The following is a 12,875-nucleotide window of genomic DNA, read 5'->3' as shown; positions in this document are numbered from 1 at the left end:
CCAACGGTTCAGCTCGCACTGGTGTCAGTGCTGAATGATGTGACAGTATCAGCCCATGATGACGTCAGTCGACACTGACTTGATGCGGGTTCTGGCCGACCCTCTCAGGCTGCAGATCGTGACCTTGCTCGCCCGCGAGACCCTGTGCACCACGCACCTGGTCGAGGAGACCGGCGCCAAGCAGACCAATTTGTCCAACCACCTGAAGGTCCTGCGCGAAGCGGGCGTGGTGGATACCGAGCCCTGCGGCCGGTTCACCTACTACAAGCTGCGCCCCGAGGTCCTGGCCGGCCTGTCCGAGCAGTTCGCGCAGCTTGCCGCCTCCGCCCGTACCGCTGCCGAGAACAAGAGGGCCTGCCCGTGACCTCCACCGAGCCCACCACCGCCCCCGCCCAGGGCGCCGCCCCGGTTGCTGGGGAGGACTCGATCGTCAGAAAGCTCTCCACCCTGGACCGCTACCTGGCGGTGTGGATCCTGATCGCCATGGGCGTCGGGATCGGTCTGGGCCGGGCGATCCCCGGGCTGAACAGTGCTCTGGCCAAGGTCGAGATCGGCGGGGTGTCCCTGCCGATCGCGGTCGGCCTGCTGATCATGATGTATCCGGTGCTGGCCAAGGTCCGCTACGACCGCCTCGACCGCGTCACCGGCGACAAGAAGCTGATGGTCTCCTCGCTGGTCATCAACTGGATCGTCGGACCTGCGGTGATGTTCGCTCTGGCATGGATCTTCCTGTCCGACCTTCCCGCCTACCGCACCGGCCTGATCATCGTCGGACTTGCCCGCTGCATCGCCATGGTCATCATCTGGAACGACCTCGCCTGCGGCGACCGCGAGGCAGCCGCCGTCCTGGTCGCGCTCAACTCCGTCTTCCAGGTCCTCGCCTTCAGCCTGCTGGGCTGGCTCTACCTCGACGGCCTGCCCCGCTGGCTCGGGCTCGGCGACGGCCAAGGGCTGAACGTGCCGGTGTGGAAGATCGCGGTCAACGTCGTGGTGTTCCTCGGCGTGCCACTGCTGACCGGATTTTTGACCCGCCGCATCGGCGAGCAGAAGATGGGCCGCGAGAACTACGAGGCTAAGTTCCTGCCGAAAATCGGGCCGTGGGCGCTGTACGGGCTGCTGTTCACGATCGTCATCCTCTTCGCCCTCCAGGGAAAGACGATCACCCACCAGCCCGGCGACGTCGCCCGCATCGCCCTGCCGCTGCTCGTCTACTTCGCCATCATGTTCTTCGGCACCTTCCTGCTCGGCAAGGGCCTCGGTCTGACCTACGACCGCACCGCGACGCTGGCATTCACCGCCGCAGGCAACAACTTCGAGCTGGCCATCGCCGTGGCGATTGCGACCTTCGGCGTCACCTCCGGCCAGGCCCTGTCCGGTGTCGTCGGCCCCCTGATCGAGGTGCCCGTCCTGATCGGCCTGGTCTACGTCGCACTCGCCTGGCGAAAGAAGTTCGCTCCGGACGCGGTGACGACAGCGCCGTGACCCGGCCGGTGGACGTGGTGGTGATCGGCGGCGGCCAGGCAGGGCTGGCCGCCGGCTACCACCTGCGCCGCCTGGGCATCGAGTTCGTCATCCTCGACACCCAGGCGGCCCCGGGCGGGGCCTGGCAGCACACCTGGGACTCCCTCCACCTGTTCTCCCCGGCCGCCTACTCCTCCCTGCCCGGCCGGCCCATGCCGCCCCAGCCCGGCCAGACCTACCCCGACGCCTCCCACGTGGCCGACTACCTCACCGACTACGAGAAGCGATACCACCTGCCCATCCAGCGCAACACCCGCGTGGGCGCCGTGCGCCGCCAGGGCGACCGGCTCCTGGTCGAAGCCGACACCGGAACGTGGGCGGCGAGGGCGGTCATCAGCGCCACCGGCACCTGGTCGCGGCCCTTCCTGCCCGCCGTCGCCGGCCGCGACATCTTCACCGGGCGGCAATTGCACACGGTGAACTACCGCAGCCCAACTGATTTCGCCGGGCAGCGCGTGGTCGTGGTCGGCGCGGGCAACTCCGGCGCCCAGATCGCCGCAGACCTCGCCCTGGCCGGCGAGGCGGAGGTGACGTGGGTGACCCAGCGCCCGCCGCGCTACCTGGCCGACGACATCGACGGCCGCGCCCTGTTCGACGCCGCGACCGCCCACCGCCAAGCCCTCAACGCCGGCCGCACCGACACCGGCGGCGTCGCCTCACTCGGCGACATCGTCGCCATACCTCCGGTGCGGGCAGACCGCGACGCTGGACTCCTGACCGCGCAGCCGATGTTCACCCGCCTGACCGCTACCAGCGCACGGTGGGACGACGGCCACGAGGCGGGTGCGGACGCGGTCATCTGGTGCACCGGCTTCCGCCCCGCGCTGGCCCACCTCGCCCCGCTGAACCTGCGCACCCCGCGCGGCCACATCCCCACCGACGGCACCCGCGCCGTGGACGAGCCGCGACTGCACCTGTTCGGCTACGGCGACTGGACCGGCCCGGCATCGGCCACCCTCATCGGCGTCGGCCGGCCCGCCCGCGACGCAGCCCGCCAGATCACCGAACTCCTGCAGTAGAGATCATCGGGTCGGCTAGCTTCCTTGCCGACGTCGTCGGCGAGATTCCCACCGCGCTGCTGCCCCTGCTAGTGGAGTACGCGCGGGTTCCCGAGCGGTGTCTCGGTGACTTGAAGCGGCATCTGGGCAGGTAGATCCCCGGTTTCCGGCCGTCACTCGTTGGGTGTGGAATCTCAGCAGCAACTCGCAGAATTCGCGAGTCAGACGCGTAATCTGCGTCTTCGCGTCAGATACGGAAAGTCGCACGCTCACGCTCGTACCGCCGACGGCCGCTGCTGATGAGGAGCCGGGGCCGATCGAGACCGGGCTGGCGGACGTCGTCACGCTGCAGCGTCGGCGGCAAGCTAAAATCTCGGTCCAGGACGAGGAGAGCTTCTTCGTCGACACCCTCACCGAGTACCAATTGGATCTCCCCGCTCGGTGAACAACAGACCAAGTGGGGCGACGCGACCCTGGTTGATTTCAGAGGTCCCTCCAGGCCGCCGCGTGGATGGTGGCCGTACCATGCGCATGGCGCATGGACCTCAATACAAGTGGAGTAGTCGGCTTGCGTTGCGGGGCTCAACCATCAGGGCCTTGACCGCGCCGCGGCTTCTGGGGCGGCGCTGCGGCCTCAGCCTCCGCCTTTGCGTCGCTCACGGCTTCGGCGGCCTGCTTCACAGCCTCCTCGGCGGCCTCGGCGGACTCAAGGGCATCAGGTCCTGGCTCCAACTCCGCAGTCCTGTCCCTGTCCATGGCCGCCTTGCCATCTGAGGTGGCAGTTTCTCCTGGGCGCGCCGGTTCGGGTGCACCGGCTTGCGACTGGTCGGTGAACGCAGAAGTGACCGTTCGAACCGCTTCGGTCAGCTCTCCCGGGATCACCCAGAACGTGTTGTTGTCGCTGCCGGCCAGGGTGGGAAGCATCTCGAGGTACTTGTAGGCCAGGACCTTCGGGTCGGCGTTGTTGCGGTGGACTGCCTGGAAGACGCGTTCCACCGCCTTTGCCTCGCCGTCCGCCCGCAGGATGGTGGCTTGCTGGGTGCCCTGGGCCTCAAGGATCTCCTGCTGCTTCGTGCCCTCTGCGGTGAGGATCTTGGCTTGCCGCTCGCCTTCGGCGTGGAGGATGGCGGCGCGCTTGTCACGCTCGGCCCGCATCTGCTTCTCCATCGCTTCCTTGATCGTGTGCGGCGGGTCAATGGCCTTGATCTCCACGCGGTTGACCCGGATGCCCCACTTGCCGGTGGCGTCGTCCAAAACGTTGCGGAGCCGGGTGTTGATTTCCTCGCGCGAGGTGAGCGTCTCCTCCAGATCCATGCTGCCGATGACGTTCCGCAGCGTGGTCACGGTGAGTTGGTCGATGGCCTGCAGATAGTTGGAGACCTCGTAGGCCGCCGCCCGTGGGTCGGTGATCTGGTAGTAAAGCACGGTGTCGATGTTCACCACGAGGTTGTCTTCTGTGATCACCGGCTTCGGGTCGGAGGAATAGACCTGCTCGCGCACGTCGAGTTTGGTGTTGACGCGGTCGGCCACCGGAACGACGAAGTTCAGGCCCGGTTGCAGCGTCCGGCGATATCGACCGAACCGCTCGATATTGTAACGGCGAGCCTGCGGAACAACCCGCACTGTGGAAAAAGCCAGGAAAACGACAACTATTGCTGCCACGAGGATGGGAATGACCACTGGATCCACGGGTCCTCCAGAAGCGTATTCGGCCGTTCACGGGAGTGGCTCACGCGGGTAGACGATGGCCATGGCGCCTTCGATCGCCATGACGTCCACCACCACTCCAACCGGGATCACGAGGCTCTCGTCGAGGGGGCGGGCAGACCACTGTTCGCCGGAGAGCTTGACCAGACCACGGGTCGCCGTGACCTCCCGGATGACCTCGGCCCGCCTACCGATCAGCGCGTCACTTCCCTCACGATATGGCGACTGGTGCCTCATATGCCGCATCGCAATAGGGCGGATGACGAGAAGGCCGACCGCTGCGGATACCCCAAAAGCCACGAGTTGACCAAGAAGGCCGACATCCACACCGGCAACAACGGCGGCAATCAATGCGCCGCCCGCCAGCAAACCGAAGACCAGCGTCAGGGAGAAGAACTCCGCAGCGCCCAGAACTGCGGCAAGGAGCAGCCACGCGAACCATGGCATCGAAACCCCCTCCTTAGGGTCCCGGCAGTTCCAGACTACCGCGATACGCCACGCCGAGAGCGGGAGCGTGGGACTGCCCAGGTAATGTTCACGACTCGCTGGCCGCCTCACCCGAGAACTCTCGCGCGCGCCTTGGTTGTGGGTCTCCTTTGCTGCTGGTGGGGCCAGTCACGTTGCCGGGCTGGGGACCTCTCCTCAGGGCACTGTCGTCTGTATCGGATGCGGCGGACCGGTGGTGCCGCGTAGGTCCGCCAAGCGGGTGACCACGGGCCCGGCCACGGCAAGCAGCAGGACATACGCGGCCACCAGGGCACCGAGCCGGTCCTGGTGCGCACCGGCCAGGCCGATGATGACGATGGAGAACTCGCCCCGGGCGATGAGGGCGGTGCCGGCCCGCAGTCGGCCGCGAAGCCCCGCGCCTTCCCGCCGCGCGGCGTACCAGCCTGAGATCAGTTTCGTCAGGACGGTGACGAAGGCCAGCAGCAGGGCGGCGGGGAGCACCGGGAGCAGGGATTTCGGACTGACGGACAGACCGATGGCGAGGAAGAAGACAGCGGCGAACAGGTCCCGCAGTGGGCTCAGCACCTCCCGCGCCCGGTCTGCCGCCTCGCCCGTGAGCAGCAGCCCGACGAGAAACGCCCCGACGGCGGCCGAGACGTGAACGGCCTCGGCGAGGGCGGCGATGATCAGCGTCAGCCCGAGGACTCGCAGCAGCAGCTGCTCGCCCTCCGGACGCAGATGCAACAGCAGACGTCCCACGTGATGTCCCCACCAGTACGACAGGGCGAACGCGGCCAGCACCGTGCCGAGGGCGAGCACCACTGCCACCAGCGCCTGCCGCCATGTCCCACCGGCCGCGATGACGGCGAGCAGCGGAAGATACACGGCCATCGCGAAGTCTTCCAGCACGAGCACGGACAGCACGGCGGGAGTTTCCCGATTGCCCAGACGCCCCAGGTCGCCCAGGAGCCGGGCGATGATGCCTGAGGAGGAGATGTAGGTCACTCCCGCGAGCGCCAGGACGCCGTCCGCATCCAGTCCCAGAAGCCATCCGGCCATGGCCCCGGGGGCCGCGTTCAGCACGAGGTCGAGCACTGCCGAACGCAGATGGCGGCGCATGCTGACGGTGAACTCGGACACCGTGAACTCCAGCCCCAGCACCAGCAGCAACAAGACCACCCCGATGCCGGCCCCCGTCTCCACGAATGCTCCGGCGGCCGGCACCGGGGCGATGCCCCCCTCGCCCAGCGCCAGGCCCATCAAGAGGTAGAGCGGGATGGGCGACAGCGCGAAACGCCGCGCCAACGCCCCGAGCACACTGAGCGCGGTCAGGATCATGCCGAGCTCCAGCAGCAGAGCGCCCGAGATCTGCACCTGCTCAACCCCGAATGATCTGTTCCACCGCGGCGATCCCGTCGTGGGTGCCGATCACCACCAGCACATCCTGGGGACGCAGCACCTGCTCGGGCCCCGGCGAAGGAATCACCTCCTCGCCGCGCACGATTGCCACGATCGACGCGCCGGTCCGTGTGCGGGCTCGGGTCTCTCGCAGCGGACGGTCGGCGAACGGGCCCTCCGCGCGTACCTCGACCTGCCCCGCGCTGAGCCCCGGCACCTCTTTGGTGAGGTCGGCGAACCGCTCGGCGATGCGGGGGGCGCCCAGGAGTTCAGCCAAGGTGTCGGCCTCCTCGTTGGTGAGCTGCAGCACGAACCGTGCCGTGTCCAGGTCCATGCGTTCGTAGACCATCAGGTCGAAGCGACCCGAGCGCCGGGCGATCACACCGATCCGGTCGCCTTGGCGGTTGACGAACTCGTAGCGCAGCCCCACGCCGGGCAGCAGCACCTCGTCGACATCCATGCACCCATCATCACTGTGCGTTATGCGTATCGCACCTCCTGTGTCGCTCAGGCGCCGGTAATACCCGGCAAAGGCGGCAGGGCCGGATGTACTCAACGAAGCAGGAGCCGCCCAATCGTCGGTGAGAGCGTTGGCGGGACGACGGGTGCTGCCTAGCCCGCGTCACCTCGCGCATGGCGCCATGCCCATGCCGCCATGCGTGTGGCGAGGAACCCAAGCGCCACAGAGGCGATCAGGAGGAGCAGGTCCAACACCGTATGCAAGGGGGCGGCGCAATCCACGCTGTGCAGGAGCAGGGAGCCGGCCAGACTGAAAATGCCGGAAAGGACGAGGACGGCAGAGGCCGCCCTCATCAGCTTGATGTCTTCTCGTTTCAGCGCTCCGGTGAGGTGACGACTTTCCCACCCAGGTCTGGTGATGAGGACGAACACCCAAAATGCGCTGACGTGGACAAGTACGGCAGTGAACGCGACCGTCGGAAAGTTGACAACAGCGTCAGGGATTTTCTGCACGGCGCACCTCATGAGTGGTGCTGGTAGATGTCGGGGATGCCGTCGGCATCTTCGTCCCGGTCCTCGGCCTCGCTCAGGCGGCGGTAGACCCCGTTGCGGCGCTTCAGCAGCAGTGCCGCCAGGGCGGCTGCGATCAGCGAGCCGACCAGAACCGCGGCCTTGATGTGCTCACCGGCTGCGGGGTCGGGAAAGGCCAGCTCACCGATCAGCAGGGCCACGGTGAACCCGATCCCGGCCAGTGCCGCCAAGCCGAACACGTCCCCCCAGGCCAGATCCGGGTTGAGCCGGGCCCGGGTGAACCGGGCCGCCAGGTAAGTACCTGCGAAGATTCCCACCGTCTTGCCGACCACCAAACCGAGTATCACGCCCAGCGGCTCCGGGCGAGTGAACACCTCACCCAGCGCCGAAGCCGAGATACCCACCCCGGCAGCGAACAAAGCGAAAAGGGGTACCGCCACACCTGCAGAGAAGGGCCGCAGCAGATGCTCCACGCGCTCTGCCGGCGAGACGGCCTCACCCTGGTCGCGCCTGGTGCGCAGGATCAGCCCCATCGCCACGCCGGCCACCGTGGCATGGATCCCGCCGTTGTACATCAGCGCCCAGATCACCACCCCCAGCGGCACATTCCACCACCAGCCGCCCACCCGGAAGCGCTGCAGCAAGTAGAAAACAACCAGTCCGACAAGGGCTCCGCCCAGCGCAACCAGGTTCAGACCGCTGCTGAAGAAGAACGCGATCACCAGGATCGCACCGAGATCGTCGACAACGGCCAGGGTCAGCAAGAACGCCCGAAGGGCCGAGGGCAGGTGCGTGCTCAGCACCGCCAGGACCGCAAGCGCGAACGCGATGTCGGTGGCCATAGGCACCGCCCACCCCGACCGGCTGCCGCCGGCAAGCCCCGTGGTGGCCAGGTAGAACGCCGCCGGCACCCCCATGCCGCACACCGCGGCGACCACCGGCAGCACCGCAGTGGCCGCGGTTCGCAACTCGCCTACCACCAGCTCGCGTTTCAGCTCGATACCGGCGACCAGAAAGAAGACGGTCAGCAGCCCGTCAGCAGTCCAGTGCTGCACCGACAGATCCAGCCCGAGCGCCGCTACACCGAAGTGGAAATCACGGACACGCTCATACGTCCCGCTCCACGGGGAGTTTGCCCACACCAGCGCCACCACGGCCGCCGCCAGCAGCACCAACCCGCCGACCGTCTCCGTGCGCAGAGCACGAGCCACCTCCACCCGTTCAGGCCAAGGCAGCAGACCGAACAACACCGAACGCTCACGCCGGGCAGCACACACCGAACAAACCTCCAGGAATCGGCACACGGGCCACAGGCCCCTTCGACGCCGACCAGACTTCCCGGCACACCCAAGCTTTTCGGCTATTTCGTCGCATGTTACATGCTGTGACGACTCATGAGGCCAGCACACCGAGGACGGGCTGGCTTGCTGGGCCGTCCAGCATCGCTTCGAACATGGCCAGAGGCGCCGTAAGGTGCCGTTCAGTGAGCCGTACACCAGCGTCGCCCAGGCCGCACATACGGCCACCCGTTCACGTCCTGTTCTCAGTACAGCAGGTCAAAGGAGCGACCCGGGCGCGAGCACTACGACTCCGCCAGTGATGACGTACCCGCGGGCCTGGAGTCGGTGCAGGCAACCGTCTGACATCCCGAGAGAACCCGTGCCGCCATCCCACCTCTAATGGGGTCGGGCAATCGGGTTCCCGCTTCTGGACATCCAGGAATTCTGGAACCCACGCGCTTCCGCGTGCGGTTCGAGGAAGGCCACGCCGGACTACGCGAGGTACGGGTACCGGGACGTCATCCCAGCCGGGCAGCTCTACACCGGCGCCTATCACCGCTCGCTGCGGCAGGCGGCCGACGCCCTCACTCACCCAGACCTGATCTGGATCCTGTCGGCCCGGCACGGCCTAGTCCCCCTGAACCGGCCGCTGTTTCCCTACGACGTGCGGCTGGGCGACCCCGGCTCCATCACGCCCCTGCGCCTGGCACAGGACGCCGCCGCCCTCGGCCTCGGCGACGCCAACGTCGTTTTCCTCGGCGGCCGGAGCTACGCGCAGCTTCTCGCCACGGCAGTTCCCCATACGCTCGCACCCCTGCACGGCACACTGGGCGAACACCGCGCGCAGTGCCGCCGCATCAGCCGGGAAGACCGCGCCGAAGGGATCTGGGAACGCGCGGCCGACCGCTTCGACCGACCTTCGGTCGAAAGCCCCGGCACCGCGACCGCGCCCCGGCCCGGACAGATCACGCCGCACCCCGGCGCCGGAGCAGCAGCGGCCCCGTCTGGCCGCGGTCTGCGGGTCCTGCGCTGAAAGCGCGCAGTCCCGGTGAACCCACGGCTCGCCGCATCGCCTCTGCCCTGCCCCAACTCTTCACCTTCAGGAGACCGCGATTCCCGCACCTCAGACCGCGCCGTCACAACCCGCACCCCGCCCACGGCGCCTCACAGGGCCCGACCTGCGGGAGTTCAGCGAAGGCATCGCCGAGAGCCTGCCCGGGCGCTGGACCGCAACGGTCGTGGAAAAATTCCAAGACAGCCCGCTTCGCGGAGAGATCATGGAGCGGCTGTGGGACGAGGGCCAAGCAGCCTACGCGGTCGAGGAATTCGTGCACGAGCGAGCAGCGCTCCTGGCAGGTCCCGGCGAAGCGCTCTTGGTCGCCCTCCCACGCCCCGTGCACGCGCGGCAAATCCTGATCGCCATCCTGAGACCGCCGGGGATCACCCGCTCGGAGGGCAGAGCCGCCGCGCCCCGGGACATCGCCGTCCCCGCAGTTGCGGCGCGGGCCGCTGCCGCCATCCGGCGCCGACTGCTGCCCCGCTACGTCGACGCGCTCGTCGCTCTGCGTGGACCCGCCCTGCTCCACGCCTACACCGCCACCCAGCACGCCCTCGACCGGTGGAACGACGCAGTAGACCTCCTCTTCGACGATGACGGACGGCTCCTCAACCGACGCGCACTCGACGAACAGCGCGCCCGCCGCGACGCCGACGCCTGGTCCGCACTCGAAACCGTCCTCGCCCACGGGCCCGGCGCCATCCACCAGGCCCACACCGATCTCGCCGGACTCGGCCTGCCCGCCGCCACCGCCAGCGGACTCAGCCACAGCCTGTGGATACTGGCCGGCGCGATCTCCGAGGGCACACACGCCCGCGACACCTGGGACAAGATTCTCGCCCCCCTCGCCAACGCGCCACGCGACCCGGAGCAGGAGGCCCGCTTCGCCGCCGGACTCCTGCTGCGCCACGCAGCAGGATGGCCCGCAATGGAGACATTCGCCTCGCATTACCCCGCGCTGACCGCCATCGAGAGCATCAAGCAAACCCTCACCGCCGGCAACCCCCGCAGCACCGCAGCCGGTGCTCGCCGCAACGCAGCACCCAGCACCGGCACCGGCACCGGCACCGGGCGCCGCACTGGTCCGGCCTCGTTGGCATCGCAAGAACCGCCCCGCCACCGCAGCTGAGCCCGGGACGGCTGGACGCCGAAGCCGGCCGCGTCCTGCCGCGCGCCCGCACAGTGCGGCCCGACGCGCACGCGTTGTTCGCCCGCCGGCCGAAGTCTTCCGCCGTGCTTTTGACGAGGGTCGGGCGCGGCTCCGGGAGGCGGCCGGGCACCGTTTCCGCTCACAGGGCTCAGGGCCCGAGGTGACGTCGGGTGTTCTCCCGGCCGCCGGTCCGTGCCCCGAACTGGCCGCCGTCCGCTCGCACCGCGGTCGACGGTCCGGCCGGGAAACTCCGGGCGGACAGTGCGTGGACTGGGCGGCCGGGCACCGTTCCCGCGAAAGGGCTCGTGGCCCTGGCTATTCCTGGGTGTGCGTCCCGGCCGCCCGGCTTAATCCGCTGCTCCGGCCCGTGGCGTAACTGCTGCGCCCACGGCCGGGAAAGCCACGGCCTCGTCGTAGAGGACATCGTGGGCCAGGCAGTGGTGGAGCATGTTGAGCAGGCGGCCGTAGAGCTTGCGCAGGGCGGTGGGATAGGTGTCGCCCCGGTCGCGGCAGCGGTCGTAGTAGGCGCGGCACCCCGGGCTGCGCGTCAGCGACGCGAACGCCCAGATGTGCCCCGTCCCTTTCAGCTTCAGGTTCACCGCGCGCCGGCGCGCGGTCACCGCCCTGCTGCCGCCGCTCGCCCACGTCAGGGGCGCGGCCCCGGCGTAGCAGCGAAGTCCTTTCGCCGTCTCGAAGCGCTCGGGGTCGTCTCCGATCGCTGCCAGCAGCCTCGCGCCGATCAAGGGGCCGCACCCGGGCAGCGACAGGTAGACGGGGGCTTGAGGGTGCGCGCGGAACGCCGTCTCGGCCAGCACGGTGGTCATTTCCGCCGCGCGGCAGGCGGAGTTGAGCTGCGCGAGAGTGGCGAGCATCGCCTGGCCCATCGCCTCCTCCACAGCAGGGGGCTGTCGCAACCACGGCCGGGCGAACACTTCCCCCAGCCGTGCGGCCTGGGCGTCGACCAGGCGGGTGCGGCCGGCCGCGGCCAGCGTGTCGGCGATGGCACGTTTGGACAGCCGGGATGCCTCCCGCGGGGTCGGCGCCAGCGCGAGCAGTGCGCGAGCCTCGGCGCGCACAAGCTTGCCGGGCAGCTCGGACCACGCCTCGATCGCAGCCGGGTAATAGGTCCGCAGCAGGCTTCTGAGCTGGTTGGCGCCGTACCGCTGGGAGCGCACCGCGCGGTACTGGGCCTGGACCAGTTCGTTGAGCGCCTGAACCTCGTCGCTGTCGGCCGGCATGCCGCGGTGGTGATGGCCGTCGGTGCGCAGGATCTGCGCCAGCAGCGTCGCATCAGTGCGATCGGACTTCCGCCTCGCCGGATTCAACCGGCCCCGGTAGCGGGCCACCATCGCGGGGTTCAACGGGACGATGGGCTGCCCGGACGCCAGCAGCCCGGCAACCAGCAGGCCACGGCGGGTCTCGATGCCCAGCGGCACCTGCCTGCGGCTGAAGCGGTGGCTGGCGCTGAGGCCGCGCAGCACGGCCAGGATCTCTTTCACACCCTGCGGCGACTCCTCCACCCGGATATGCGCAACGGTCGTCCCCGCGGCGTCGATGACCGCGACGTCGTTCAGCCCCTCCGAGTAGTCGATCCCGCCGAAAAACCGCGGCATCCGCACCCACCCCTTCCCTTGGTCGTCGCGACTGCCGAGCGGGGCGGCGCCGTTCTCCAGGTCAGGGCTCACGGCCCGGGTTCGAAATAGGCGTAGCCCACCCCGCTCTCGGAGGCGCGAAGCACCACCTAGGGTGGACCTTATAAGGCCCACGCGTGGGTCGCCGCACCGGGGGGCGGTCCCGCCCGCCATGATGAGGAGGAACAGCATGGGAACGGCGCATCAGGAGGCCCGAGTCGACGTGAGGAACGATCACGTCCCCCTCCACTACCTGGTCTCCGGTCGCTGGCCGGACCCCGACGTCAGACTCAGCGCCGACGCCCCGCTGAGCGCCCACTACGGACTGGCCGTCGCCCGCCGCCTGTCCCACGCTCTGGACGCCCGCTCGATGTCCCAGCGCCAGCTCGCCGACAGTTCGACCGTCGGCCGCACCACGATCCGCCGGATCCTGGAGGGCATGGTGCTCCCGGACCTGGGAACCCTCGCCCGTCTCGAAGCAGCACTGGACATCGACCTCTACCCCGCCGGGCTCTACCGCGAGATCCCTCCGCTCCGCACCCCAGGCACCGACCGGAACCAGTGACGGCCCGCGCCTGAGCGGCGGCATCCGCCCGAGGCGGCATCGCCCCCAGCGGCATTCTCAACAGCCCTTTCGGGGCCTGAAAGCACGTCCGACGCGCCGCCGCGCAGCAGCCGCCACGGCACCACGCCGCG

The 12,875-nt window shown here is 68.8% G+C and carries 14 protein-coding genes; 7 read left to right on the top strand and 7 right to left on the bottom strand.

Annotated features, from left to right (window positions below):
• Window positions 1-55 precede the first annotated feature (55 nt).
• From VSR01_RS27955 to VSR01_RS27940, 4 genes are all read left to right on the top strand, one after another.
• Window positions 56-364, top strand: a complete 309-nt coding sequence (locus VSR01_RS27955) for an ArsR/SmtB family transcription factor (protein WP_326451846.1) — start codon at window positions 56-58, stop codon at window positions 362-364.
• Complete coding sequence (gene arsB / locus VSR01_RS27950) at window positions 361-1,482, top strand: ACR3 family arsenite efflux transporter (RefSeq protein ID WP_326451845.1); 1,122 nt, start codon at window positions 361-363, stop codon at window positions 1,480-1,482. Before VSR01_RS27955 ends, arsB begins: the two co-directional genes overlap by 4 nt.
• Entirely contained in the window at window positions 1,479-2,540 is a 1,062-nt protein-coding gene (locus VSR01_RS27945; protein ID WP_326451844.1) for an ArsO family NAD(P)H-dependent flavin-containing monooxygenase, read from the top strand. The genes arsB and VSR01_RS27945 overlap by 4 nt, the downstream gene beginning before the upstream one ends.
• 163 nt (window positions 2,541-2,703) lie before the next feature.
• Entirely contained in the window at window positions 2,704-2,964 is a 261-nt protein-coding gene (locus VSR01_RS27940) for a hypothetical protein (protein WP_326451843.1), read from the top strand.
• 137 nt (window positions 2,965-3,101) lie between these two features.
• On the opposite strand, the gene VSR01_RS27935 is transcribed toward VSR01_RS27940, so the two are convergent.
• The 6 genes from VSR01_RS27935 to nhaA all read right to left on the bottom strand — a co-directional run bounded on the left by VSR01_RS27935 (window position 3,102) and on the right by nhaA (window position 8,308).
• Window positions 3,102-4,208, bottom strand: a complete 1,107-nt coding sequence (locus VSR01_RS27935) for an SPFH domain-containing protein (protein WP_326451842.1) — start codon at window positions 4,206-4,208, stop codon at window positions 3,102-3,104.
• Between the two features lie 27 nt (window positions 4,209-4,235).
• Entirely contained in the window at window positions 4,236-4,673 is a 438-nt protein-coding gene (locus VSR01_RS27930; RefSeq protein WP_326451841.1) for an NfeD family protein, read from the bottom strand.
• Window positions 4,674-4,868: 195 nt separating this feature from the next.
• Window positions 4,869-6,047: a cation:proton antiporter gene (locus VSR01_RS27925; RefSeq protein WP_326451840.1), complete on the bottom strand. Its 1,179-nt coding sequence runs from the start codon at window positions 6,045-6,047 to the stop codon at window positions 4,869-4,871.
• 4 nt (window positions 6,048-6,051) lie between these two features.
• Entirely contained in the window at window positions 6,052-6,531 is a 480-nt protein-coding gene (locus tag VSR01_RS27920; RefSeq protein ID WP_326451839.1) for a cation:proton antiporter regulatory subunit, read from the bottom strand.
• Between the two features lie 152 nt (window positions 6,532-6,683).
• Entirely contained in the window at window positions 6,684-7,043 is a 360-nt protein-coding gene (locus VSR01_RS27915) for a hypothetical protein (RefSeq protein ID WP_326451838.1), read from the bottom strand.
• Between the two features lie 8 nt (window positions 7,044-7,051).
• Window positions 7,052-8,308, bottom strand: a complete 1,257-nt coding sequence (gene nhaA / locus VSR01_RS27910; RefSeq protein WP_442785562.1) for a Na+/H+ antiporter NhaA — start codon at window positions 8,306-8,308, stop codon at window positions 7,052-7,054.
• Between the two features lie 445 nt (window positions 8,309-8,753).
• Here nhaA and VSR01_RS27905 point away from each other — a divergent pair, with 445 nt between their 5' ends.
• Window positions 8,754-9,374, top strand: a complete 621-nt coding sequence (locus VSR01_RS27905; RefSeq protein ID WP_326453853.1) for a DUF6884 domain-containing protein — start codon at window positions 8,754-8,756, stop codon at window positions 9,372-9,374.
• 244 nt (window positions 9,375-9,618) lie between these two features.
• A complete protein-coding gene (locus VSR01_RS27900; protein ID WP_326451837.1) occupies window positions 9,619-10,527 on the top strand; it encodes a hypothetical protein in 909 nt (302 codons plus the stop codon).
• 368 nt (window positions 10,528-10,895) lie between these two features.
• Here VSR01_RS27900 and VSR01_RS27895 read toward each other — a convergent pair whose 3' ends face one another.
• Entirely contained in the window at window positions 10,896-12,233 is a 1,338-nt protein-coding gene (locus VSR01_RS27895) for an IS110 family transposase (RefSeq protein ID WP_326451836.1), read from the bottom strand.
• Between the two features lie 169 nt (window positions 12,234-12,402).
• Between VSR01_RS27895 and VSR01_RS27890 the strand changes: the two genes are divergently transcribed.
• Complete coding sequence (locus VSR01_RS27890) at window positions 12,403-12,744, top strand: helix-turn-helix domain-containing protein (protein ID WP_326451835.1); 342 nt, start codon at window positions 12,403-12,405, stop codon at window positions 12,742-12,744.
• The last annotated feature ends 131 nt before the right edge of the window (window positions 12,745-12,875 follow it).

Origin of the sequence: Actinacidiphila sp. DG2A-62 (assembly GCF_035825295.1) — a bacterium.
Classification (GTDB): Bacteria; Actinomycetota; Actinomycetes; order Streptomycetales; family Streptomycetaceae; genus Actinacidiphila.
The sequence above is the reverse complement of the archived record's forward strand: the minus strand, read 5'-3'. Positions and strand labels throughout refer to the sequence as shown.

What these genes read in the sequence shown, in the direction of transcription:
- VSR01_RS27955 (WP_326451846.1), top strand. Translation starts at nt 56, where the DNA reads ATGATGACGTCAGTCGACACTGACTTGATGCGGGTTCTGGCCGACCCT.
- VSR01_RS27930 (WP_326451841.1), bottom strand. Translation starts at nt 4,673, where the DNA reads ATGCCATGGTTCGCGTGGCTGCTCCTTGCCGCAGTTCTGGGCGCTGCG.
- VSR01_RS27920 (WP_326451839.1), bottom strand. Translation starts at nt 6,531, where the DNA reads ATGGATGTCGACGAGGTGCTGCTGCCCGGCGTGGGGCTGCGCTACGAG.
- VSR01_RS27900 (WP_326451837.1), top strand. Translation starts at nt 9,619, where the DNA reads ATGGAGCGGCTGTGGGACGAGGGCCAAGCAGCCTACGCGGTCGAGGAA.